General features: G+C 65.3%; 20 protein-coding genes. 8 read left to right on the top strand and 12 right to left on the bottom strand.

Features of this window, described 5'->3' with window-relative positions; genetic code table 11:
- Window position 1: 1 nt before the first annotated feature.
- From ribD to L6639_RS12310, 7 genes are all read right to left on the bottom strand, one after another.
- Complete coding sequence (ribD, locus tag L6639_RS12340) at window positions 2-1,150, bottom strand: bifunctional diaminohydroxyphosphoribosylaminopyrimidine deaminase/5-amino-6-(5-phosphoribosylamino)uracil reductase RibD (RefSeq protein WP_237861733.1); 1,149 nt, start codon at window positions 1,148-1,150, stop codon at window positions 2-4.
- On the bottom strand, window positions 1,147-1,629 hold the full coding sequence (nrdR, locus tag L6639_RS12335) for a transcriptional regulator NrdR (RefSeq protein WP_057756398.1): 483 nt from the start codon (window positions 1,627-1,629) through the stop codon (window positions 1,147-1,149). The genes ribD and nrdR overlap by 4 nt, the downstream gene beginning before the upstream one ends.
- A gap of 15 nt (window positions 1,630-1,644) precedes the next feature.
- Entirely contained in the window at window positions 1,645-2,943 is a 1,299-nt protein-coding gene (glyA, locus tag L6639_RS12330) for a serine hydroxymethyltransferase (protein ID WP_237861731.1), read from the bottom strand.
- Window positions 2,944-3,243: 300 nt separating this feature from the next.
- A complete protein-coding gene (locus L6639_RS12325) occupies window positions 3,244-3,465 on the bottom strand; it encodes a hypothetical protein (protein ID WP_220008799.1) in 222 nt (73 codons plus the stop codon).
- Between the two features lie 37 nt (window positions 3,466-3,502).
- On the bottom strand, window positions 3,503-3,739 hold the full coding sequence (locus L6639_RS12320) for a hypothetical protein (protein ID WP_237861729.1): 237 nt from the start codon (window positions 3,737-3,739) through the stop codon (window positions 3,503-3,505).
- A 198-nt stretch (window positions 3,740-3,937) separates the two neighbouring features.
- The gene (gene ldtR / locus L6639_RS12315) at window positions 3,938-4,456 is read right to left on the bottom strand and encodes a transcriptional regulator LdtR (RefSeq protein WP_027529973.1); all 519 of its coding nucleotides are present in this window, start codon (window positions 4,454-4,456) and stop codon (window positions 3,938-3,940) included.
- A 541-nt stretch (window positions 4,457-4,997) separates the two neighbouring features.
- The gene (locus L6639_RS12310; protein ID WP_237861727.1) at window positions 4,998-5,495 is read right to left on the bottom strand and encodes a DUF6163 family protein; all 498 of its coding nucleotides are present in this window, start codon (window positions 5,493-5,495) and stop codon (window positions 4,998-5,000) included.
- A gap of 124 nt (window positions 5,496-5,619) precedes the next feature.
- Here L6639_RS12310 and hemB point away from each other — a divergent pair, with 124 nt between their 5' ends.
- Complete coding sequence (gene hemB, locus L6639_RS12305) at window positions 5,620-6,681, top strand: porphobilinogen synthase (protein WP_237861725.1); 1,062 nt, start codon at window positions 5,620-5,622, stop codon at window positions 6,679-6,681.
- A gap of 93 nt (window positions 6,682-6,774) precedes the next feature.
- Here the strand turns inward: hemB and L6639_RS12300 are convergent, their stop codons facing one another.
- The gene (locus L6639_RS12300; RefSeq protein ID WP_237861723.1) at window positions 6,775-7,410 is read right to left on the bottom strand and encodes a DUF6151 family protein; all 636 of its coding nucleotides are present in this window, start codon (window positions 7,408-7,410) and stop codon (window positions 6,775-6,777) included.
- Window positions 7,411-7,604: 194 nt separating this feature from the next.
- On the opposite strand from L6639_RS12300, the gene L6639_RS12295 reads away from it, so the two are divergent.
- Both L6639_RS12295 and L6639_RS12290 read left to right on the top strand, forming a co-directional pair.
- Entirely contained in the window at window positions 7,605-8,153 is a 549-nt protein-coding gene (locus tag L6639_RS12295; RefSeq protein WP_237861722.1) for an RDD family protein, read from the top strand.
- Window positions 8,154-8,283: 130 nt separating this feature from the next.
- Window positions 8,284-9,060 (top strand): arginyltransferase, encoded by a 777-nt coding sequence (locus L6639_RS12290; RefSeq protein WP_237861720.1) that lies wholly within the window; start codon window positions 8,284-8,286, stop codon window positions 9,058-9,060.
- A 6-nt stretch (window positions 9,061-9,066) separates the two neighbouring features.
- On the opposite strand, the gene L6639_RS12285 is transcribed toward L6639_RS12290, so the two are convergent.
- Window positions 9,067-10,431 (bottom strand): Nramp family divalent metal transporter, encoded by a 1,365-nt coding sequence (locus L6639_RS12285; RefSeq protein ID WP_237861719.1) that lies wholly within the window; start codon window positions 10,429-10,431, stop codon window positions 9,067-9,069.
- Window positions 10,432-10,600: 169 nt separating this feature from the next.
- On the opposite strand from L6639_RS12285, the gene L6639_RS12280 reads away from it, so the two are divergent.
- Window positions 10,601-11,845 (top strand): MFS transporter, encoded by a 1,245-nt coding sequence (locus L6639_RS12280; RefSeq protein WP_237861717.1) that lies wholly within the window; start codon window positions 10,601-10,603, stop codon window positions 11,843-11,845.
- On the opposite strand, the gene L6639_RS12275 is transcribed toward L6639_RS12280, so the two are convergent.
- On the bottom strand, window positions 11,842-13,101 hold the full coding sequence (locus tag L6639_RS12275) for an adenylate/guanylate cyclase domain-containing protein (RefSeq protein ID WP_237861715.1): 1,260 nt from the start codon (window positions 13,099-13,101) through the stop codon (window positions 11,842-11,844). The genes L6639_RS12280 and L6639_RS12275 overlap by 4 nt on opposite strands.
- A gap of 151 nt (window positions 13,102-13,252) precedes the next feature.
- On the opposite strand from L6639_RS12275, the gene L6639_RS12270 reads away from it, so the two are divergent.
- Together L6639_RS12270 and L6639_RS12265 are read left to right on the top strand one after the other, a co-directional pair.
- The gene (locus tag L6639_RS12270) at window positions 13,253-14,410 is read left to right on the top strand and encodes an MFS transporter (RefSeq protein ID WP_237861714.1); all 1,158 of its coding nucleotides are present in this window, start codon (window positions 13,253-13,255) and stop codon (window positions 14,408-14,410) included.
- A gap of 31 nt (window positions 14,411-14,441) precedes the next feature.
- A complete protein-coding gene (locus tag L6639_RS12265) occupies window positions 14,442-14,633 on the top strand; it encodes a hypothetical protein (protein WP_237861712.1) in 192 nt (63 codons plus the stop codon).
- On the opposite strand, the gene L6639_RS12260 is transcribed toward L6639_RS12265, so the two are convergent.
- Window positions 14,630-15,508 carry a DMT family transporter gene (locus L6639_RS12260; protein WP_237861709.1) on the bottom strand — a complete coding sequence of 293 codons (879 nt, stop codon included), beginning with the start codon at window positions 15,506-15,508 and terminating at the stop codon, window positions 14,630-14,632. The two genes, L6639_RS12265 and L6639_RS12260, sit on opposite strands and share 4 nt — an antisense overlap.
- Window positions 15,509-15,592: 84 nt before the next feature.
- Window positions 15,593-16,417: an N-acyl homoserine lactonase family protein gene (locus L6639_RS12255; protein WP_237861707.1), complete on the bottom strand. Its 825-nt coding sequence runs from the start codon at window positions 16,415-16,417 to the stop codon at window positions 15,593-15,595.
- Between the two features lie 250 nt (window positions 16,418-16,667).
- Here L6639_RS12255 and L6639_RS12250 point away from each other — a divergent pair, with 250 nt between their 5' ends.
- Both L6639_RS12250 and chrA read left to right on the top strand, forming a co-directional pair.
- Window positions 16,668-17,486 carry a chromate resistance protein ChrB domain-containing protein gene (locus L6639_RS12250; protein ID WP_237861705.1) on the top strand — a complete coding sequence of 273 codons (819 nt, stop codon included), beginning with the start codon at window positions 16,668-16,670 and terminating at the stop codon, window positions 17,484-17,486.
- Complete coding sequence (chrA, locus tag L6639_RS12245) at window positions 17,487-18,872, top strand: chromate efflux transporter (RefSeq protein WP_237861704.1); 1,386 nt, start codon at window positions 17,487-17,489, stop codon at window positions 18,870-18,872.
- The last annotated feature ends 15 nt before the right edge of the window (window positions 18,873-18,887 follow it).

Genomic DNA, 18,887 nt, shown 5'->3' with positions numbered 1-18,887 from the left:
GTTAGGCGCGCTCGTAGACGGTGAGAGTATCGTGGCCGAATGTCTCGCTAGCATGAACCTTGTAGGCCTGCGACTGCGTGATTTTCGACAGGGGCAATGCATCGAGCGCATCGACGCCTTCGGGACCCACCTCTTCCGCTCCGCGGAACAGCCAGATTTCGTCGACGAGGTCGGCCGACACGAAGGAGGCCGCAACGCGGCTGCCGCCCTCGACCATCAGCCGCGTGATGCCCTTGTCGGCGAGACCATGGAGCACGGCCGGAAGGTCGAGCCCGACTGCACCATTCGGCGGCATGCGCATGATTTGCGCACCGGCCGCGCCGAGGCGCGTCGCCGCGGCGGCTTCCGCTAGCTCGGAAGCCATCACCCAGAGCGGCGTCTCGCGCGCAGAACGAACAAGCTGGCTGGACGCCGGCATTCGCAAGTTCTGGTCGAGGACAATGCGCAACGGCGAACGCGCTTCCATGCCCGGCAGGCGGCAGTTGAGCTGCGGATCATCCGCCAGCACCGTGCCGATGCCGACCAGGATGGCATCGCTCGAGGCGCGCAACAGATGCACGCGGTCGCGGACGGCTTCGCCCGTGATCGCCAGCGGCTTGCCGTCTTCAGCGCCGATTTTGCCGTCAGGCGAGACCGCGAGCTTCAGGATCACATGCGGACGCTTGTCCCTGATGCGGCGGAAATGGCCAGCATGGTCAAACGCCGCCTCCGCCGCGCACAGGCCGACATCCACGGCGATGCCGGCAGCGCGCAGGCGCGCGTGGCCCTGCCCCGCCACCTCAGGATTGGGATCCTCGATCGCCGCCACCACGCGTGTGATGCCCGCCGCGATCACCGCATCGGCACACGGCGGCGACTTGCCGAAATGCGAGCAAGGTTCGAGCGTGACATAGAGCGTGGCGCCGCGCGCCGCCTCGCCTGCACGCCGGAGTGCCTCTGGCTCCGCATGCGGCCGCCCACCGGGCTGCGTCCAGCCGCGGCCGACGATGACGCCGTCCTTGACGATGACCGCACCGACGGCCGGATTGGGCCAAACGCGGCCCTGCCCGCGCCGGCCGAGCGCCAGCGCCAGCTGCATGAAGCGGCGATCGGCGTCCTTGGACTCGCGGATCCTCGCGGCGAACTGATCTTCCAGGATGCGGAAGATCATTTGCGGATCGCGGCGAGCCGCGCTTCCTCCTCACCGGAGAGCTCGCCGAGCACGTCGGCGAAATCCTTGGCCTCGCGGAAATTGCGATAGACGGAGGCGAAGCGCACATAGGCGACGTCGTCGAGCGTGCGCAGATGCTCCATCACGGTCTCGCCGATCACCTCGGACGAGATCTCGGCTTCGCCCCCGGTCTCGAGCTCGCGCACGATGGTGGAGACCATCTTCTCCACCCTTTCAGGCTCGACAGGCCGCTTGCGCAAGGAGATCGATACCGAACGCATCAGCTTGTCGCGGTCGAACGGCACGCGACGGCCGTTGCGCTTGATCACCGTGAGCTCGCGCAGCTGCACGCGCTCGAACGTGGTGAAGCGGAAATTACAGGCGATGCATACGCGCCGCCTGCGGATGACGGAAGAGTCCTCGGTCGGACGCGAGTCCTTTACCTGCGTATCGAGACTGTTGCAGTTCGGGCAGCGCATCCGTTGGACCCAGCCTTACTGATAGATCGGAAACCGATCGGTGAGCGCCTTGACCCGTTCCTTGATCGCGGCCTCGACCAGTGGCGCCTTGCCGTCGTCGGACTGCGCGATCGCGTTGAGGACCTCGGCGATCATGCCGCCGACCTGCTGGAATTCGGCGACGCCGAAGCCGCGGGTCGTCGCCGCGGGCGTGCCGAGACGCAGGCCCGAAGTGACGAACGGCTTTTCGGGGTCGAACGGAATGCCGTTCTTGTTGCAGGTGATGGCGGCGCGAACCAGCGCCTTCTCCGAGACGTTGCCCTTCAGACCCTTCGGCCGGAGGTCAACAAGCATCAGATGGTTATCGGTGCCGCCGGAGACAATGTCGAAGCCGTGGCTCTTCATCGCCTCGGCCAGCGCCTTGGCGTTCTCGACGACGTTCTTCGCATAGACCTTGAAGTCCGGACGCAGCGCTTCGCCAAAGGCGACCGCCTTCGCCGCGATCACATGCATCAAGGGGCCGCCCTGCAGGCCCGGGAAGATCGCCGAGTTGAGCTTCTTGGCAAGCACCTCGTCATTGCTGAGGATCAGGCCGCCACGCGGACCGCGCAGCGACTTATGCGTCGTGGTCGTGGTGACGTGAGCATGCGGCACGGGCGAGGCATGCACGCCGCCGGCGACGAGACCGGCGAAGTGCGCCATGTCCACGAGCAGGTAAGCGCCGACCGAATCCGCGATCTCGCGGAAGCGCTTGAAGTCCCAGGCGCGCGAATAGGCCGAGCCGCCGGCCACGATCAATTTCGGCTTGACCTCTTCGGCCTGCTTCTGGACCGCGTCCATGTCGATGATCTGGTCCTCGCGGCGCACGGTGTAGTGCGAGGCCTTGAACCACTTGCCGCTCATGTTGACGGGCGAGCCGTGGGTGAGATGGCCGCCGGCCGCGAGGTCGAGACCCATGAAGGTGTCGCCGGGCTGCAGCAGCGCCAAAAACACCGCCTGGTTCATCTGGCTGCCGGAGTTCGGCTGCACGTTGGCGAAGCCAGCACCGAACAGCTTCTTGGCGCGATCGATCGCGAGGTTCTCGGCGACGTCGACCCACTCGCAACCGCCGTAATAGCGCGCGCCCGGATAACCCTCTGCGTACTTGTTGGTCATCACCGAGCCCTGCGCTTCCAGCACGGCCCGGCTGACGATGTTCTCGGAGGCGATCAGCTCGACTTCATGACGCTGCCGGCCGAGCTCGCCCTTGATGGCGGCGGCGATTTCCGGGTCGGCCTGCTCGAGCGAGGCGGTGAAAAACGAATCGGGCGCATTGGCGGTCTTGGCAAGGGTCATCGTGCGAATATCTCCACCGCCGCAGCCTTTTTTGCGGGCTGCGGGGGTCTTGGTGTGGCGATCGGAAGCGGCGAGCGCGATCTACCACATCACCCGCCCCCGGCCAAGCATTTGCGGGTCGGGCTCGGGAATTATGCCAGATATGGTGGAGTGCCAGGACTTCGAGTCCCGCAAGCTTACGGGACTGTCCGGCGCAAAGGGGCTGATTGGCCGGTTGATCCGCCCAATCCCAAACGAAAGCGGCCGGTGCCCATCAGGGCGCGAACTGGGCCGGGCTTGCCGCCCTTCAGGCCGCCTGGTCTACAGCCCGGTATACCCCGCCTTCACCGGGTCCACGCTGCCGTCGAGCTGGCGCAGATAGGTCAGGCCGCAGACCGTCAACCTGTGGGTGTCCTTCTCGCCGGCTTCCATCAGGGTATTCAGGTAGTTTGTCACCTTAATCCGCGCCTCCTCGCTCGCCGCCGCGGTCCGGTTGGCGAGCAGGTCATAGGTCTGCATGATGCGGTCGATGGCAGCTTCCATGGCACCCTCTGGTTCATCGATGTTCTGGGAGTCTTGATCAGGCAACCGCGCGGGCCTCGGCCTGCGCCTCGAACCGAGCGATCGCCTTGTTGGCGAGCCTGATCTTGTTGATTTCGCCGTGCTGGAGCAGCCTGACGATGATCTCGAGCAGACGTTCGTTGGTGACGAGCGTGTCGGGGATCGCACCGGAGCGGCGGAGGTAATTCGCGGCGATGGCGTAGGCATCGCTCACGAGTTCGACGTTCATTGCCTGAAACCCGCGCTCGACCAGCATTGTATCCTCCGATCCCGAGAGACAACTGCGACGCGAGGACCTGGTTCCACCCTGCTGGCCGATTTTTTCGCAACTGCGAGAAGACGTCAAAACGCGCCGGTCCGGGCAAAGCCGGGCCGACGCGCTTGGGGAAGTCAGGCACGTTGGGAGGCTTGCCGGTCTTGTTGCGGGCCGGCTTGGCCTTGATCCCTTGGAATATCAGAGACGATACAGGATCTGGTCGGTCCAGAACCGCTCGAGGCGGTGCAGCGACTTGTTGAGGGTCGAGAACTCCTCGCCGGAGATGCCGCCGACCTGTTCAACGGTCTTGACGTGCTTCTGGTAGAGCGAGTCGACGATGCGGCGAACTTCCTGGCCCTGCGGCGTCAGGCGGATGCGCACCGAACGGCGATCAACGCGCGAGCGCTGATGATCGAGGAAGCCGAGCTCGACGAGCTTCTTCAGATTGTAGGAGACGTTGGAGCCGAGATAGTAACCGCGCGTGCGCAGCTCGCCCGCGGTCAGCTCCTTGTCGCCGATGTTATAGAGCAGAAGCGCCTGCACGGAATTGATGTCGGCGCGGCCACGACGATCGAACTCGTCCTTGATCACGTCGAGGAGCCGGCGATGCAGCCGCTCCACCAGAGTCAAAGCTTCCAGATAGAGCGACTGCACCGAACCCTGCGGGCCCGAAACGCGCTCTGCGGTATCTGCCGCAGTTGCGACGGCTTTCATCATGACACTTCCCCTGTTGTCGTTTTTATCGACACTTATTCGACGCAACTTGTGTTCCGTCTGATAGGTCCAACTTAAGGGGGCCGTTTGAAGATCGGCTTAAATAAGAGAATAAAGAGATCATGAATTTAAGACAGTGAATTGCTGATTAAGCCTGTGCCACAAGCACTTTTCGCAACCGTCTGTTGACCGTGGCAAGGTCCTGTTCACTCTCCGTCCGCGCCTTCTGTCACATTCCAGAACAGCCCCGCCCTGTTTCGAAACGCACGCGTAACAGCTGTGGCGGATCGGGCTGGGTTAGCGAAAAGTTACGGCGAATTTTACGCAACCAACGGTCAACCAAGCGCAACATTCTCGTGTCCCGGACAAGCGCCGCGAAGCGGAGCGCAGAGCCGGGACCCAGAAAGCCGCAAACGAGATCGTCGAGTAATAGGCCCCAGCTCGGCAACGCACCACCATAGCGCGTCGAAGACGCGCGTGAACGCGCTTATGGTGTTGCGCTGCGTCCAGGGCACGAGCGTAATTTTGGCGGTGACGACGTCGCCTACGGCGGCCGTTCGCGCGCGGCCATCCAGGCGAGCGCGAGATAGGCGGCGAGCATGAAGGCCTCGACGCCGACGACGATCAGGCTGCCGCCGTAGATGCCAGGGAACATCAACTCGATCACCGCCATCGAGACCACGGTCGTCAGCCACACCACCGCGCCCCAGGGCGTGGCGAGCCAGAGGCCGACGGCGGCGACGAGCTCGATCACGGCGAAGTAGATGGTCGAAGCCTGCCAGGCCATCGACTGGTTCTCGAACGCCTCGTCCTCACCGCCGACGAAGCCGGTCACCTGCGCCCAGTGATAGAGTCCCTTGAGGATCGACAGCAGCGCCATCACCCGCAGGAACAGCACGAGCCGCCGCGTCCAGACATTGTCGTCGGACTCAGGCCGCTCCGACGAGATCGCAGCGACCGACATCGCGCTGTCTCGGGCGCTGTCCCTGACGGCATCCCTGGCATTGTCGCGGGCCGCATCGCGGGTGGAGAGTTCGGACATGGCCCCCTTCTGGCTGTTTCGCCCCGCAAAATCAATCGGCTGCCATCACCTTGCGGGAGGTCAAGCCGCGGTGACGGGAACCATGCGAACTGGTATAAGAATAATTCCAGCCGGAGGAAGAGTAATGGCGATCAAATACGGACGTCCGATCGAACTGCGCGAGGTCGCGCGCGGGACGGGTGCCGCGGTGCCCCATGCCCTCGATCTGACCGTCCGCCCGCGCCGTAACCGCAAGGCCGAATGGGCCCGGCGCATGGTGCGTGAGAATGTGCTCACGACCGACGATCTGATCTGGCCACTGTTCCTGATCGACGGCAACAACAAGCGCGAGCCCATCGCCTCGATGCCCGGCGTCGATCGCCTCAGCGTCGATCAGGCCGTGCGCGAAGCCGAGCGCGCGATGAAGCTCACCATTCCCTGCATCGCGCTGTTTCCCTACACCGACCCGTCCCTGCGCGACGAGCAAGGCTCGGAAGCGACCAATCCGAACAATCTGGTCTGCCAGACGGTGCGCGCGATCAAGAAGGAGTTTCCTGACATCGGAATCCTCTGCGACGTCGCGCTCGACCCCTTCACCAGCCACGGCCATGATGGCCTGATCTCCGACGGCAAGATCCTGAATGACGAGACCGTCGCGGTGCTGGTGCGTCAGGCGCTGGTGCAGGCCGAAGCCGGCTGCGACATCATCGCGCCGTCCGACATGATGGACGGCCGCGTCGCCGCGATCCGCGAAGGGCTCGACCGCTCCGGCCTGCTCGACGTGCAGATCATGGCCTATGCGGCAAAGTACGCCTCCGCCTTCTACGGCCCCTTCCGCGACGCCATCGGCTCGGCCAAGACGTTGACCGGCGACAAGCGCACCTACCAGATGGACAGCGCCAATACCGACGAGGCGCTGCGCGAGGTCGAACTCGACATCGCGGAAGGTGCGGACATGGTGATGGTGAAGCCCGGCATGCCCTATCTCGACGTGGTCCGCCGCGTGAAGGACACCTTTGCGATGCCGACCTTCGCCTACCAGGTCTCGGGCGAATACGCGATGATCGCCGCCGCCGCGAACAACGGCTGGCTCGATGGCGACCGCGCCATGATGGAGAGCCTGCTCGCCTTCAAGCGCGCCGGCGCCGACGGCGTGCTCAGCTATTTTGCGCCGAAGGCGGCAGAGAAGCTGCGCAGCCAAGGATGAGGCGCCGTAGGGTGGCTAAGCGCAAGCGTGCCCACCAATCCCAGCCAACGAGCGCTGAGCGCTTCCAGGCGCGGCACTGCGCCCTTCCACCAATCAATCCGTCGCTTGCGCCGCAGGCCGAGGCCCACACAGCGGACGTAGCGCGTCGCGTTGCTCGCGCGACAGCACGGTGATCGGATAGATCGGCTCGCGCGGCTCCCGCTTGAAGAACGGATGCGGCCATGTCTTCCCACCCACCTTCCACGCAAGCACCTTGCCGATCGCGCGCAGGATGAGAGATAGATTGAGTCCCGTTGAGCCCGCCGGGGGTTCGCCCACCGCGTACTTGCCGAGAATGGCGCCAACCGGCGGACCGGCGACATCGTCAACGGCCGGCGCGCCCCCCTCGAACGCCTGCGCGATGATGCCCACAAAGGGAATGGCCGGCGAGACCGTGTTGCCGACCGGCGTGTTGCAGCAGCTTGCATACCACCGGTAGAGGCCTTTCGGGCTCAGTCGCACCCCCGCGATCCGGTCCTGTCCTTGCACAAAGGCGAGTGTCGACGGCGCGACCTGGACAATGTCGCTGCCGCCGTTCGCATTCAAAAGGTCGGCGCGGCCGAGCTGATGTGCAAAAGCCTGGCAGTCATCGCAGTAGCAGACCACACGATTGACCGTCCGTGGCGACACGCCCGAGATCGCGGCGCGGACGCTGCCGCAGCGGCAGCGCAATTCGACCTGACCACCCATGAAAATCGTCCTGTCCTGGGCCGGAAGTGTGCCCTCGCCCCTGCAGCATGATGCAATTCAAGGACCGCGCAAGCATCGGCGGCCGTCGAATCGCCGGAATATTTTGCTGGATCGACCGGCTGACAGCCTTGGCGTGTGGCCGGATGGTTCCCATGTGCTGCCGGGTGAGAGGTCCGAAAGCGGAAGGGAAGCTCATGTCCTACTCGGGTTCGCCAAATGACAGCGGCATCTGGCGCAATGACGGCGGCGCGCAGTCGCACGCCTACGATCCCTATCTGCATCCGGAACTGTTCCGTGGCGTCGCGACGCGGCGGGCATTTGCGTTCCTGATCGACATGGTCGTGATCTCCGTACCCGTCATCCTCGGTTATATCTTCATCGCCGTGTTCGGCGTGGTGACGCTCGGCATCGGCTGGGCGCTGTTCTGGCTCGCCTGGCCGGCCTCCGTGATCTGGGCGATCGTCTATTACGGCGCCTGCATCGGTGGCCCCTCCTCGGCGACAGTCGGGATGCGGATCATGGACCTGGAGTTGCGCACCTGGTACGGCGCGCCCGGCTACTTTGTCCTTGGCGCCACCCATGCCGTGCTGTTCTGGGTCTCGGTCTCGTTCCTCTCGCCTTTCGTGGTTCTTGTCGGCCTCTTCAACGGCCGCCGGCGCCTGCTGCACGATTTCGTGCTGGGAACGGTCGTGATCAACAATTCCGTCCGCGCGCCCGTGTCCCAGACCGCAAGGACCTGGTGAGAATCTGAAGGTCAAGAACCTACTAACCCGGATCCGCTAGACTGACTGATCTGACCAGCCAAGCAGACCGATTGACCGGGAGCTTTCGTAGCGCGATGCTGATACCCACTTCGGAGGCCCACGACGTCCCTTGACCCAGCACTCGCGCGACACCCCACAATTTTACCTCACGGCGCCGTCCCCCTGCCCGTATCTGCCGGGCCGGCATGAGCGCAAGGTGTTCACGCACCTCGTGGGGGAACGCGCCGGTGACCTCAACGATCTCCTGACCCATGGCGGGTTCCGCCGCAGCCAGTCGATCGCGTACCGGCCGGCCTGCGACCAATGCCGGGCCTGCGTCTCGGTCCGGGTCGTCGCCAACGAATTCCGCCCGTCCCGCAATTTCCGCAAGGTGATGGCGCGCAATGCCGACATCATCGGCGAGCAGCGCAGCGCGGTGCCGACCTCTGAGCAATATTCGGTGTTCCGCGCCTATCTCGACGCCCGCCACCGCCATGGCGGCATGGCCGACATGACAGTGCTTGACTACGCCATGATGGTCGAGGACAGCCATGTCGAGACCCGCATCATCGAGTACCGCAGGCGCGGCCCCGACAGCGGCCTCACCGGTCGCGGCGAGGAGCTGATCGCGGTGGCGCTCACCGACGTGCTCAGCGACGGCCTGTCGATGGTCTATTCGTTCTTCGAGCCCGGCCAGGTCTCCCGCTCGATGGGCACCTTCATGATCCTCGACCACATCGCTCGCGCGCGCCGCCAAGGCCTGCCCTACGTCTATCTCGGCTACTGGATCGAGGGCTCCAAGAAGATGGACTACAAGGCCCGCTTCCTGCCGCAGCAGCGCCTTGCCCCCTCAGGCTGGCTGCGCATCGACGCGCAGGGCGATGGGGCGTCCGAGCCGCAGGATTAAACACGCTCACCCGAACAGCGTATCCACCAGCAGCTTCACGTTCAAAACCACGATCACGCCGGCGACGATCCACGCGGTCGCAGCGACATAGCGTGCGATCGCGAACTGCCCCATCTTGCGGCGGTCGGAGACGAAGCGGACGAGCGGGATCACCGCGAACGGAAGCTGCATCGACAGCACGACCTGGCTGAACACCAGCAAATCCGCAGTCCCCCGTTCGCCATAGATCGCGGTGACGACGATCACCGGAATAATGGCGATGCCGCGCGTGACGAGGCGGCGGGCCCAGCTCGGCAGGCGCAAATCGAGAAAGCCCTCCATCACGATCTGGCCGGCGAGCGTCGCGGTGACGGTTGAATTGAGGCCCGAGGCCAGCAGCGCCACCGCGAACAATGTCGAGGCGATGCCGAGGCCGAGCAGCGGCGAGAGCAGCTCAAATGCCTGGCCGATCTCGGCGACGTCGGAATGCCCGCTGGTGTGGAAGGTCGCGGCCGCGACGATGAGGATCGCAGCGTTGATGAACAGCGCCAGCATCAGCGCGATGGTGGAATCCGTGGTCGCCCATTTGATCGCGTCGCGGCGCCCCTCTTCGTTGCGCGCATAGGCGCGCGTCTGCACGATCGAGGAATGCAGATAGAGATTGTGCGGCATTACGGTCGCACCGATGATGCCGATCGCGATGTAGAGCATCTCGGAATTGGTGAATATCTCGCTCTTCGGCGTAAAGCCGCGCAGCACCTCGGCGACCGGCGGCGCCGCAGCCACGATCTGGACCGCGAAGCAGACCGCGATCACGGCCAGCAGCGCCATCACGAAGGCTTCGAGGAAGCGGAAGCCGCGGTTCATCAGGACGAGCAGCAGGAACGCATCAAGCGCGGCGATCAGCGCGCCGCCGACCAAGGGAATGCCGAACAGAAGTTTTAGCGCGATCGCGGTGCCGATCACCTCAGCCAGATCGCACGCGATGATGGCCGCTTCGCAAGCGAGCCAGAGCAAAAAATTCACAGCGGGCGAATAGGTGGCGCGGCAGGCCTGCGCCAGATCGCGGTCGGTGACGATGCCGAGCCGCGCCGCCAGCGACTGCAGCAGGATCGCCATCAGGTTCGAGAGCAGGATGACCGAGAGCAGCGTGTAGCCGAACCTCGATCCGCCGGCGAGGTCGGTCGCCCAATTGCCGGGGTCCATATAGCCGACCGAGACCATGTAGCCCGGGCCGACAAAGGCGAGCAGCCGTCGCCACCACGCTCCCGCCGCGGGGATGGCGACAGTGGCATTCACCTCGGCGAGGCTCTTGGTGACCGGCGCGTCGGTGCGCCAGCCGGCAGCATCGTGGGTCAGGTCCTGGGTCAGATCGGGCGATCGGGCATCCATGAGGTCAGAATACCGAAGTCGAGGCTTATTGCAACTAATTTGCAACTGCATCTAGCCGCATTGGTTCCCACCGCCACCCGGCTTTGCCCGATCCTGTCGGGAAGCGGGTGGGTTTGACCGGCGCCGGGAGCGGATACTGGCGCCATCAAGACTTTGCAGGAAATGAGCCATGTCAAATCCGCCCCGTCTCCCCGACACTTTCAACCGCCTCGCCTGGTCAAACCTCGCGGCGCAATCCGCCGAACAGATCGCGTTGGCCGCGGCCCCGATCGTCGCGGTGCTGACGCTGGGGGTGGCCGAGGGCCAGACCGGCGTGTTGCAGACCGCGCTCACACTGCCGTTCGTCCTGTTCGCCATTCCGGCCGGCCTGCTTGCGGACCGTATCTCCCGCCGCGCGCTGATGGCGGGTGCGGAAGCGCTACGTGCGGCAGCGCTGGCGGCCATCGTTCTCCTGCTCGCACTCGGCGGGCTCAATCTGCCGCTGCTGGCGCTGCTCGGCTTTGCCGCCGTCTGCGGCACGGTCGTCTACAGTGTCGCCGCGCCGGCGCTGGTGCCCTCGCTGGTGGGCGCGGAGTTGCTGCCGGCTGCGAACGCTCGCATCGAGCTTGCGCGCACCGTTGCCTTCGCCAGCGGTCCCGCGCTTGGCGGCGCACTGGTGGGATGGTGGGGCGCAAGCCCGGCCTTCGGCTTTGCCGCGGCACTCTCGGCGATCGCTGTGGTGCTGCTCTCGGGCCTCTACGAACCCGCGCGGGCGCCGACCCCGCGACGCCATCCGTTCCAGGACATTCGCGAGGGCGCCGGTTTCGTCTTCCACCATCCGCTGCTTCGGCCGGTGTTCATCACCCAATTCATCTTCAACACCGGCTGGTTCTTGCAGATTGCGGTGTTCGTCCCCTACGCCGTGCGACATCTCGGCCTGACCGCCGCCGGTGTCGGTACGGTGCTGACGATGTACGGCGTCGGAATGGTGATCGGCGCGCTGTTCGCCACCCGCGTCATGAAGCGCATCGCCTTCGGCACCGTGGTCGGCCTCGGCCCGGTCACCGGTTTCGTTGCCGCTGTGGTGATGGCGATGACGGTGCTGGTGCCCTCGCCGTGGCTTGCGGCCTTGAGCTTCTTCCTGCTCGGCGTTGGGCCGATCCTGTGGGTGATCTCGACCACCACCTTGCGCCAGTCGGTGACGCCGCCGCGCCTGTTGGGGCGCGTCTCCGCCATCAACATCATGAGCTACGGTGCCCGCCCGCTCGGCTCGGCGCTGGGCGCCATCGTCGGTGGCCTCTGGAGCGCGGAAGCGTGCCTCTACCTTGCGGCCGCCGTGTTCGGCGTACAGGCGCTGGTGATCTGGCTGTCGCCGGCGGTGGCGCTGGACCGGCAGCCGGCGATGGTGGGGGACGAAGCGGCGGCGCGCTGCTAATTCGCCAGATAGCGCTCGTAGCTGCCCGTCACCGGCTCACTCGCGTCAACCTCAGGATCGAGCGTGTAGAGATCCTGCGCGCGGCCGATGCCGCGCAGCGCGTAGCGGCCGGTGGAGACGAGATAGCGGCGGCCGGCAGCATCCAGACCCTTGTAGAATTCCGCTGATGCCAGCAACTCGCGATCGACCGAACGGCTCATCGAGGCGATGCGGCTGACCTCGTTCACGGTCGGCCCCACCACGGTGAAATCGAGCCGGTCCTCACTGCCGATATTGCCGTAGAAAACCTCGCCGACATGCAGCCCGATATAGGCCGACGTGGTCGGACGGCCCTCCGCCGCCCGGCGTGCATTCAGTGCCACGACATTCTGGCGAAACAGATGCTCGGCCCGCAGCGCGGCCCGCCGCGCATCGGCCATGTCCTCGCCCCAGAACATCGCAAGCACGCCGTCGCCGATCAGCTTCAGCACATCGCCGCCGGCCTCGTGGATCGCATCGATCACGGCCTGGGCATAATCGTTGAGGAACGGGATGATCTCGTCCGGCCCGATACTCTCGCTGATCCCGGTCGAGCCGCGCAGGTCCGAATACCAGAGCACGGCCTTGATGCGCTCGGTGACGCCGCGCGAGATGCGCCCGCGCAGGACCTGCTCCGAGGCATCGCGCCCGAGATAGACCCGCCCCAGCGTCCGCACGATATCGACCTGCTGCGCCGATTTGATCGCAAGTCCCAGCACCGGCACGAGATCGCGCAGCGCGGCGAGCTCGGCTTCGGTAAAGCCATCGTCGCGTCGCGTCGTCCAGTAGGAGTAGAGGCAGTCCATCTGCCCGAGCGCTCCGCTCTCGCCGAAGCGGTGCACGAAGGCCAGGAAATGGCGGTGACCGTTTTCGGCGAGCTCGCCGATCTGCGAGAAGTCGAGCGAGGGCGCGTCGGCGAGGTCGAGCACCATCTCGTCGTGGCCGTGCTCGAGCAGATGATAGAATACCGAGCGACGCCAGTTCTTGGCCGCATCGCCCTCGGCCGTCGAGCCGTATTCGATGACATCGCTCTCGTTGGTCGGCGTGTCGCTCCAGCGGAAGGCACGCCCCTCGTAGATCGGATGCAATGTGTCGATGACGACGAGGCCGCGCGAGAGTTCCAGCCCCTCGGCGCGGCAGCGCTCACAGAAGCCGCGCAAGAGTTCGGGTTCGGGAAGACCGGTGAGCCCCTGGCCGGCCAGCCAGTTCATCAACGCAAGGCGGGAGGTGAGTTGCATACGCTATTATGGCTTGCATTCGTGACGAACGAAAGGCCGCAACCAAGGCTCCCGCCGACGGCAGGTCGAATATGCCGCGAACGCTGTTGACGCGCTCTCGCCTCAGGCTGCAAATGCAAATGATGACACCAAGGCCCAGAAATTCGGGGACATGAGCCAGCGCCAGCTTCCGATCATCCTTGCGCTCGGCACGACGCAGACCCTGGCCTGGGCCTCCAGCTATTATTTGCCGGCCCTGCTCGCCGATCCCATGGCGCACGACCTCGGCATCTCCACTAACTGGATTTTTGGCGCGTTCTCGGCCTCGCTGGTGATCTCAGCCTTGCTGGGTCCACGCATCGGGCGACAGATCGATCTCGTCGGCGGGCGACAGGTGCTATCCGCCTCGAACCTGACCATCGCCGCCGGCCTGGCGCTGCTTGGCCTCTCCCAGTCCGTCGCGGTGATGACGTTTGCCTGGTTCGTGCTCGGCATCGGCATGGCGATGGGCCTTTACGACGCCGCCTTCGCTGCGCTCGGCCGCATCTACGGCACCGAGGCGCGCGGCTCGATCACCGGCATCACCTTGATGGCCGGATTCGCCTCGACAGTCGGCTGGCCGCTCACCGCCTGGGGGCTCGCCCATATAGGCTGGCGCGAGACGTGCTTCGCCTGGGCCACCGCCAACATCCTGATCGGCCTGCCACTCAATTTCTTCATGCTGCCTTCGATCAAGGGCGCCAAACAGGCAGCGACGACAGCGGAGAAGCCGCACCTGCCGCTGGATCGCACCATGATCCTGCTCGCCTTCGTCTTCGCCGCGGTCTGGACCGTCACCGGCGCGATGGCGGTGCATTTCCCGCGTATCCTTGAAGCGACCGGCGCGACCCATGTCGAGGCGATCGCGGCCGGTGCGCTGATCGGCCCGGCCCAGGTGATCGCGCGCATTCTCGAAGCGAGCGTCCTCTCCCGCTTCCATCCGCTGTGGTCGACCCGGCTTGCCTGCGTCACCCACCCGATCGGAGCTGCCGTCGTCGCCATCTTCGGCGCGCCGGCGGCGACTGCCTTTGCGCTGCTGCACGGCTCCGGCAACGGCATTTTGACCATCGCGCGCGGGACGCTGCCGCTCGCGATCTTCGGCCCGAAGGATTTCGGCTACCGCCTCGGCGTCATCGGCGCGCCGGCGCGGATGGCACAGGCCATCGCGCCGCTGGCCTTCGGCCTGCTGATCGACGTGATGGGCGCCAAGGTGCTGATGGTCTCGTCCGCGCTCAGCCTGTCGGCGTTGGCTGCGCTCTTCCTGATCCGTGCAGAGAAGCGACCGGATTGACCGTGCCGCCGCTTTCGCGCACAAGCGCGGCATGACCGACGACAAAACCCCGCCCCGCACATTCAAAGGCCTCATACGCTGGGCCATGACGCCACCACAGGCCTGGGGCGTCTATCTCCTCGCCGTGCTGTTGGTGTGGCTGGTCTCGTTCTACGCTGGCTCCCTGAAGCCAAAGAAGACGCCGGAGGCAAGCCCACCACCGGTCACGGCGCCGAAAAGCTAGGCCAGCTTCGGCTGGCTGGTCGCGATCCAGATGCCGGCGAACACGGCAACGAGGCCAATCAGGAGATTTGGCGTGATCGGCTCGCCGATCAGCAGCGCCGCCAGCAAGGTCGCCGCGATCGGATTGACCGTCATCGTGTTGGCAACGCGCGTTGGCGTCGCGCGCGCTAGCGCCATGACCCAGAGGATGAAGGCGAGCGCGCCGCCACCGGCGCCGAGATAGAGTCCGGCAATCCACTGCGCCATCGTGAAGTGATCGAGCGCGGCAAAGCTGCCCTTCGCAAGTCCCACGAGCACCAGCACCAAAGCGCCCGCGCCCATCCCGACCGTGAGAAAGCCGAGCGCGCTGGAACGCTGCATCAGCGGCCGCGACAGCACGTTGTAGAACGCCATGCAGAACACGGCACCGGTCATGATCAGCTCGCCGCGCCAGGATCCGGGCGGGCTCTGTGCGAGGCCCACGGCCAGCGCCGCCGCAACGCCCAGCACCGCGACGCCGACGCCAATGAGCTTCCGTAACGTCAGCCGCTCGACGCCAAGGATCGCACCGACCACCATGGTGTGAAGCGGCAGCGTCGCCAGCGCGAGGCTGGCGCGCGCGGCAGTCGTGTAGGAGACCGCGATATTGTAGAGGATGAAGAACAGGCCGAAGAAGCAGATGCCGAGCGCCATCACCGCCGGCCAATCCGACCGCTGCGGCCAGCGCACGCCGAGCAGAAGCGCACACGGCAGCAGGCAGAGGAAGCCAATCCCCCAGCGCAGGATTGCCAGCATGACCGGATCGGCACCGGTCACAAGATAGCGTGTGATCGCGGCAGCGGTGCCGCCGACGCTGCTCGAGACAAGCGCGATAGCAACCCCGAGCCACTCTCCCACGCTTGGCCTCCTGTCCCGGGGCGTTTGGAGGCGCCTAGCACATCCCTGCTGCCACCTTTATGGCAACAGGGATGCCGGCGGAACCTACTCGTAAAACTCCGGCGACATCTTTTGGCCGTCGCGCTGGACCTTGTCGTGGTTGATCCAGAGCTGCGCCTTTTCCTTGTCGAGCGTGTCGGCGATCTTCTGCATCGAGGCTGTGGTCAGCTCCTTGTTGGCGTTCATGCTGGGAACGCGGCGGTTGTCCCAATTGTCCTTGAAATGAACAGCATCGCCTGAGAGCACCACCACGCCGGTCTTCGGCAGTCTCACCATCAGCGACTGGTGCCCCGGCGTGTGGCCGGGCGTCGAGAGGATGGTGATGCTGCCGTCACCGAACACGTCCTTGTCGCCGGAGAGCAGCTCGACCGGATGCGAGGGCCTGAAGCGTGGCTCGTTGTTGGCGCCAGGCCAATCATATTCGGCCTTCTGCACGTAGAGCGTCGCCTGCGGGAACATCTCGACATTGCCGGTATGATCGGGATGTGTGTGCGAGACGCCCATCGCCTTGATGTCGGCGGGCTTGACGCCGATCTGCTCGAGCTGGGAAGCGAGCGTCTTCGGGCGCCGCCAAGTGACGGCCTTCGGATCGGCGGGCGCAAGCCCGTTCGGCATCGCGGCGACCGCGTCGGGAATGCCGGTGTCCCACAGGAACCAGTCCTTCGCGTGCTTGATGAGATAGCAGGTGTCGACGAAGTCCATCGACTTGCCTTCGTTCACCCCGGGCGACCAGCGCCCGATGTCGCCGGCGACGCCCTCCCCGCAATTCATGACGTAAAGTTTCTCGACACCCGGTTTCTGCGCCAGCGCAGCCTGGGCGGACAGCGCGAGTGCCGCGATGGCGAGAGCGAGCTTGAACTTGTGTGTCATCCTTGGTCCCTCCTGGCAGCGCCTTCTTGCCGCGACCGAGGATCAACCCCGATCCGGCCGCAGAATTCCGCTCCCACGCACTCTAGGCCCGAGCCACGTGTCATTCTTGCGCACAATGCCATGGTATCAGGCGATTGACAGCGTGGCGCGGTTTCGCTGTAATCAGCGCCATGGGGATTTGAGCGATCTCCCCACGAGGCGACATGCCCAAGTATCGCGTCCCGTTCGGTTTTTGCGAGGACGCAACACCATGCCTACGTTCACGACCATATCATCCGATAAAATGGCCCGCCTGATCGGCACGGCCAATGCTCCTGTCCTGATCGACGTCCGCACCGAGGACGATTTTGCCGCCGACCGGCGGCTAATCCCCGGCTCGATGAGACTCAGCCACGAGACGGTTGCCGAATGGGGCGGCGAATTTGCCGGCCGCCGGGCCATCGTCTCCTGCCTCCGCGGAGCAAAGCTCGCGCAAGGCACGGCGGCCTGGTTGCGCCAGTTCGGCGCCGAGGCGGAAACGCTCGAGGGCGGCTTCGAAGGCTGGAAAGCAGCAAATCTGCCGCTGCTCGACACGCGGAAGCTGCCGCCGCGCGACGCCAAGGGGCGCACCGTCTGGGTCACGCGTGCGCGGCCGAAGGTCGACCGCATCGCCTGCCCTTGGCTGATCCGCCGCTTCGTCGATCCGAATGCGGTGTTCTTGTTTGTCGCGCCGTCCGAGGTGGTCGCCGTGGGCGAGCGCTTCAAAGCTGCGCCCTTCGACATCGAGAACGTGTTCTGGAGCCACCGTGGCGAGCTCTGCACCTTCGACGTGATGATCGAGGAGTTCGGCGTTGCCACGCCGGCGCTGCTGCGGCTCGCCACTTTGGTGCGCGGCGCCGACACGGCACGGCCGGACCTGGCGCCGGAAGCACCAGGCCTGCTCGCGGCCTCGCTCGGGCTGTCACGCATGTACGATGACGACCTCGAGCAGCTCGAGGCCGGCATGCTGCTCTACGACGCCTTCTATCGCTGGTGCCGCGACGCCACGGCCGAGACCCACAACTGGCCGACCAATAAGGTGAAGGCGTAAATGGATACGCGCAATGTTCAAGCAGGAGCTGATGCCGGTCACGGCATCAGCTTCGGCGAAGCCTTTCGCGTCTGGCTCCGCGTCGCGTCCCTGAGCTTCGGCGGCCCTGCGGGCCAGATCGCGGTGATGCACCGCATCCTGGTCGAGGAGAAGAAGTGGATATCCGAAGGCCGCTTCCTGCACGCGCTGAACTACTGCATGCTGCTGCCGGGACCCGAGGCGCAACAGCTCGCCACCTATATCGGCTGGCTGATGCATCGCACCGCGGGCGGGCTGATGGCGGGCGGGCTGTTCATCCTGCCCGGCATCATCGCCATCATGGGCCTGAGCTATATCTACGCGGCTTACGGCAATGTCAGCTTCGTCGAGGCGCTGTTCTTCGGCCTGAAGGCTGCCGTGCTCGCCATCGTCGTCGAAGCCGTGTTCCGCGTCGGCAAGCGCGCGCTGAAGAATCGCGTCATGATCGCGCTGGCCGCGATCGCCTTCGTCGCGATCTTCTTCTTCGCGGTCCCCTTCCCGGTCATCATCATCGCCGCCGGCCTCATCGGCTATGCCGGCGCCCGCGCCGGCCGCACCGAGTTCGCGCCGTCTGCTCACGGCCATGGCGGCAACGGCGCGGTCATCGACAGCATGCTTGGCGAAGCCGTGCCCGCACATGTGCGTCCCGACACCGCGCGTGCGATCCGCACCGCTGCGCTCTGGCTGTCCCTGTGGCTTGTCCCGGTGATCGGACTGCTCCTGGCGCTCGGCCAGGCAAGCGTATTCAGCCAGATCGCCTTGTTCTTCTCCAAGATGGCGCTGGTCACCTTCGGCGGCGCCTATGCCGTGCTGGCCTACGTCGCCCAGCAGGCCGTTGAGCATTATCACTGGCTGAAGCCGCACGAGATGCTCGACGGCCTCGGCATGGCCGAGACCACACCGGGCCCGCTCATCATGGTGCTCCAGTTCGTGGGCTTCATGGCGGCGTATCGCGATCCGGGCTCGATGTCGCCGATGCTGGCGGCAACACTCGGCGGGCTGCTCGCCACCTGGGTCACGTTCACGCCCTGCTTCCTCTGGATCTTCGTCGGTGCTCCCTACATCGAGCGACTGCGGGGCAATACGGGCCTTGCAGGCGCGCTGAGTGCGATCACCGCCGCCGTGGTCGGCGTGATCCTCAACCTCTCGATCTGGTTCGCGCTGCACACGCTATTCCGCGAGACCGTGCCGGTGCACGCCTTCCCGCTGGATTTCGATATGCCTGTCCTGAAGAGCGTCGACCTTCCCGCGCTCGTGCTGTCGATCGCGGCCGCGACCGCGATCTTCCGCTTCAAGCTGGGGATGCTGACGGTGCTCGCCGGCAGTTGCGCCGCCGGCGTGGCGTTGCGGATGGCGGGGGTGATCTAAGCGTGTTCGTCGCGT

The organism is Bradyrhizobium zhengyangense (assembly GCF_022012555.1).
In the GTDB taxonomy this organism is placed as follows: Bacteria; Pseudomonadota; Alphaproteobacteria; order Rhizobiales; family Xanthobacteraceae; genus Bradyrhizobium; species Bradyrhizobium zhengyangense.
This window is presented reverse-complemented; position numbering and strand designations above follow the sequence as displayed.

Bases quoted from the DNA above. Each gene is read 5' to 3' on its own strand.
- L6639_RS12280 (WP_237861717.1), top strand. From the start codon at position 10,601: ATGTCAAATCCGCCCCGTCTCCCCGACACTTTCAACCGCCTCGCCTGG.
- L6639_RS12285 (WP_237861719.1), bottom strand. From the start codon at position 10,431: ATGGATGCCCGATCGCCCGATCTGACCCAGGACCTGACCCACGATGCT.
- L6639_RS12310 (WP_237861727.1), bottom strand. From the start codon at position 5,495: ATGTCCGAACTCTCCACCCGCGATGCGGCCCGCGACAATGCCAGGGAT.
- L6639_RS12250 (WP_237861705.1), top strand. From the start codon at position 16,668: ATGCCTACGTTCACGACCATATCATCCGATAAAATGGCCCGCCTGATC.
- L6639_RS12325 (WP_220008799.1), bottom strand. From the start codon at position 3,465: ATGGAAGCTGCCATCGACCGCATCATGCAGACCTATGACCTGCTCGCC.
- glyA (WP_237861731.1), bottom strand. From the start codon at position 2,943: ATGACCCTTGCCAAGACCGCCAATGCGCCCGATTCGTTTTTCACCGCC.
- L6639_RS12270 (WP_237861714.1), top strand. From the start codon at position 13,253: ATGAGCCAGCGCCAGCTTCCGATCATCCTTGCGCTCGGCACGACGCAG.
- chrA (WP_237861704.1), top strand. From the start codon at position 17,487: ATGGATACGCGCAATGTTCAAGCAGGAGCTGATGCCGGTCACGGCATC.
- L6639_RS12300 (WP_237861723.1), bottom strand. From the start codon at position 7,410: ATGGGTGGTCAGGTCGAATTGCGCTGCCGCTGCGGCAGCGTCCGCGCC.
- L6639_RS12295 (WP_237861722.1), top strand. From the start codon at position 7,605: ATGTCCTACTCGGGTTCGCCAAATGACAGCGGCATCTGGCGCAATGAC.
- L6639_RS12255 (WP_237861707.1), bottom strand. From the start codon at position 16,417: ATGACACACAAGTTCAAGCTCGCTCTCGCCATCGCGGCACTCGCGCTG.
- hemB (WP_237861725.1), top strand. From the start codon at position 5,620: ATGGCGATCAAATACGGACGTCCGATCGAACTGCGCGAGGTCGCGCGC.
- nrdR (WP_057756398.1), bottom strand. From the start codon at position 1,629: ATGCGCTGCCCGAACTGCAACAGTCTCGATACGCAGGTAAAGGACTCG.
- ldtR (WP_027529973.1), bottom strand. From the start codon at position 4,456: ATGATGAAAGCCGTCGCAACTGCGGCAGATACCGCAGAGCGCGTTTCG.
- L6639_RS12275 (WP_237861715.1), bottom strand. From the start codon at position 13,101: ATGCAACTCACCTCCCGCCTTGCGTTGATGAACTGGCTGGCCGGCCAG.
- ribD (WP_237861733.1), bottom strand. From the start codon at position 1,150: ATGATCTTCCGCATCCTGGAAGATCAGTTCGCCGCGAGGATCCGCGAG.
- L6639_RS12265 (WP_237861712.1), top strand. From the start codon at position 14,442: ATGACCGACGACAAAACCCCGCCCCGCACATTCAAAGGCCTCATACGC.
- L6639_RS12320 (WP_237861729.1), bottom strand. From the start codon at position 3,739: ATGCTGGTCGAGCGCGGGTTTCAGGCAATGAACGTCGAACTCGTGAGC.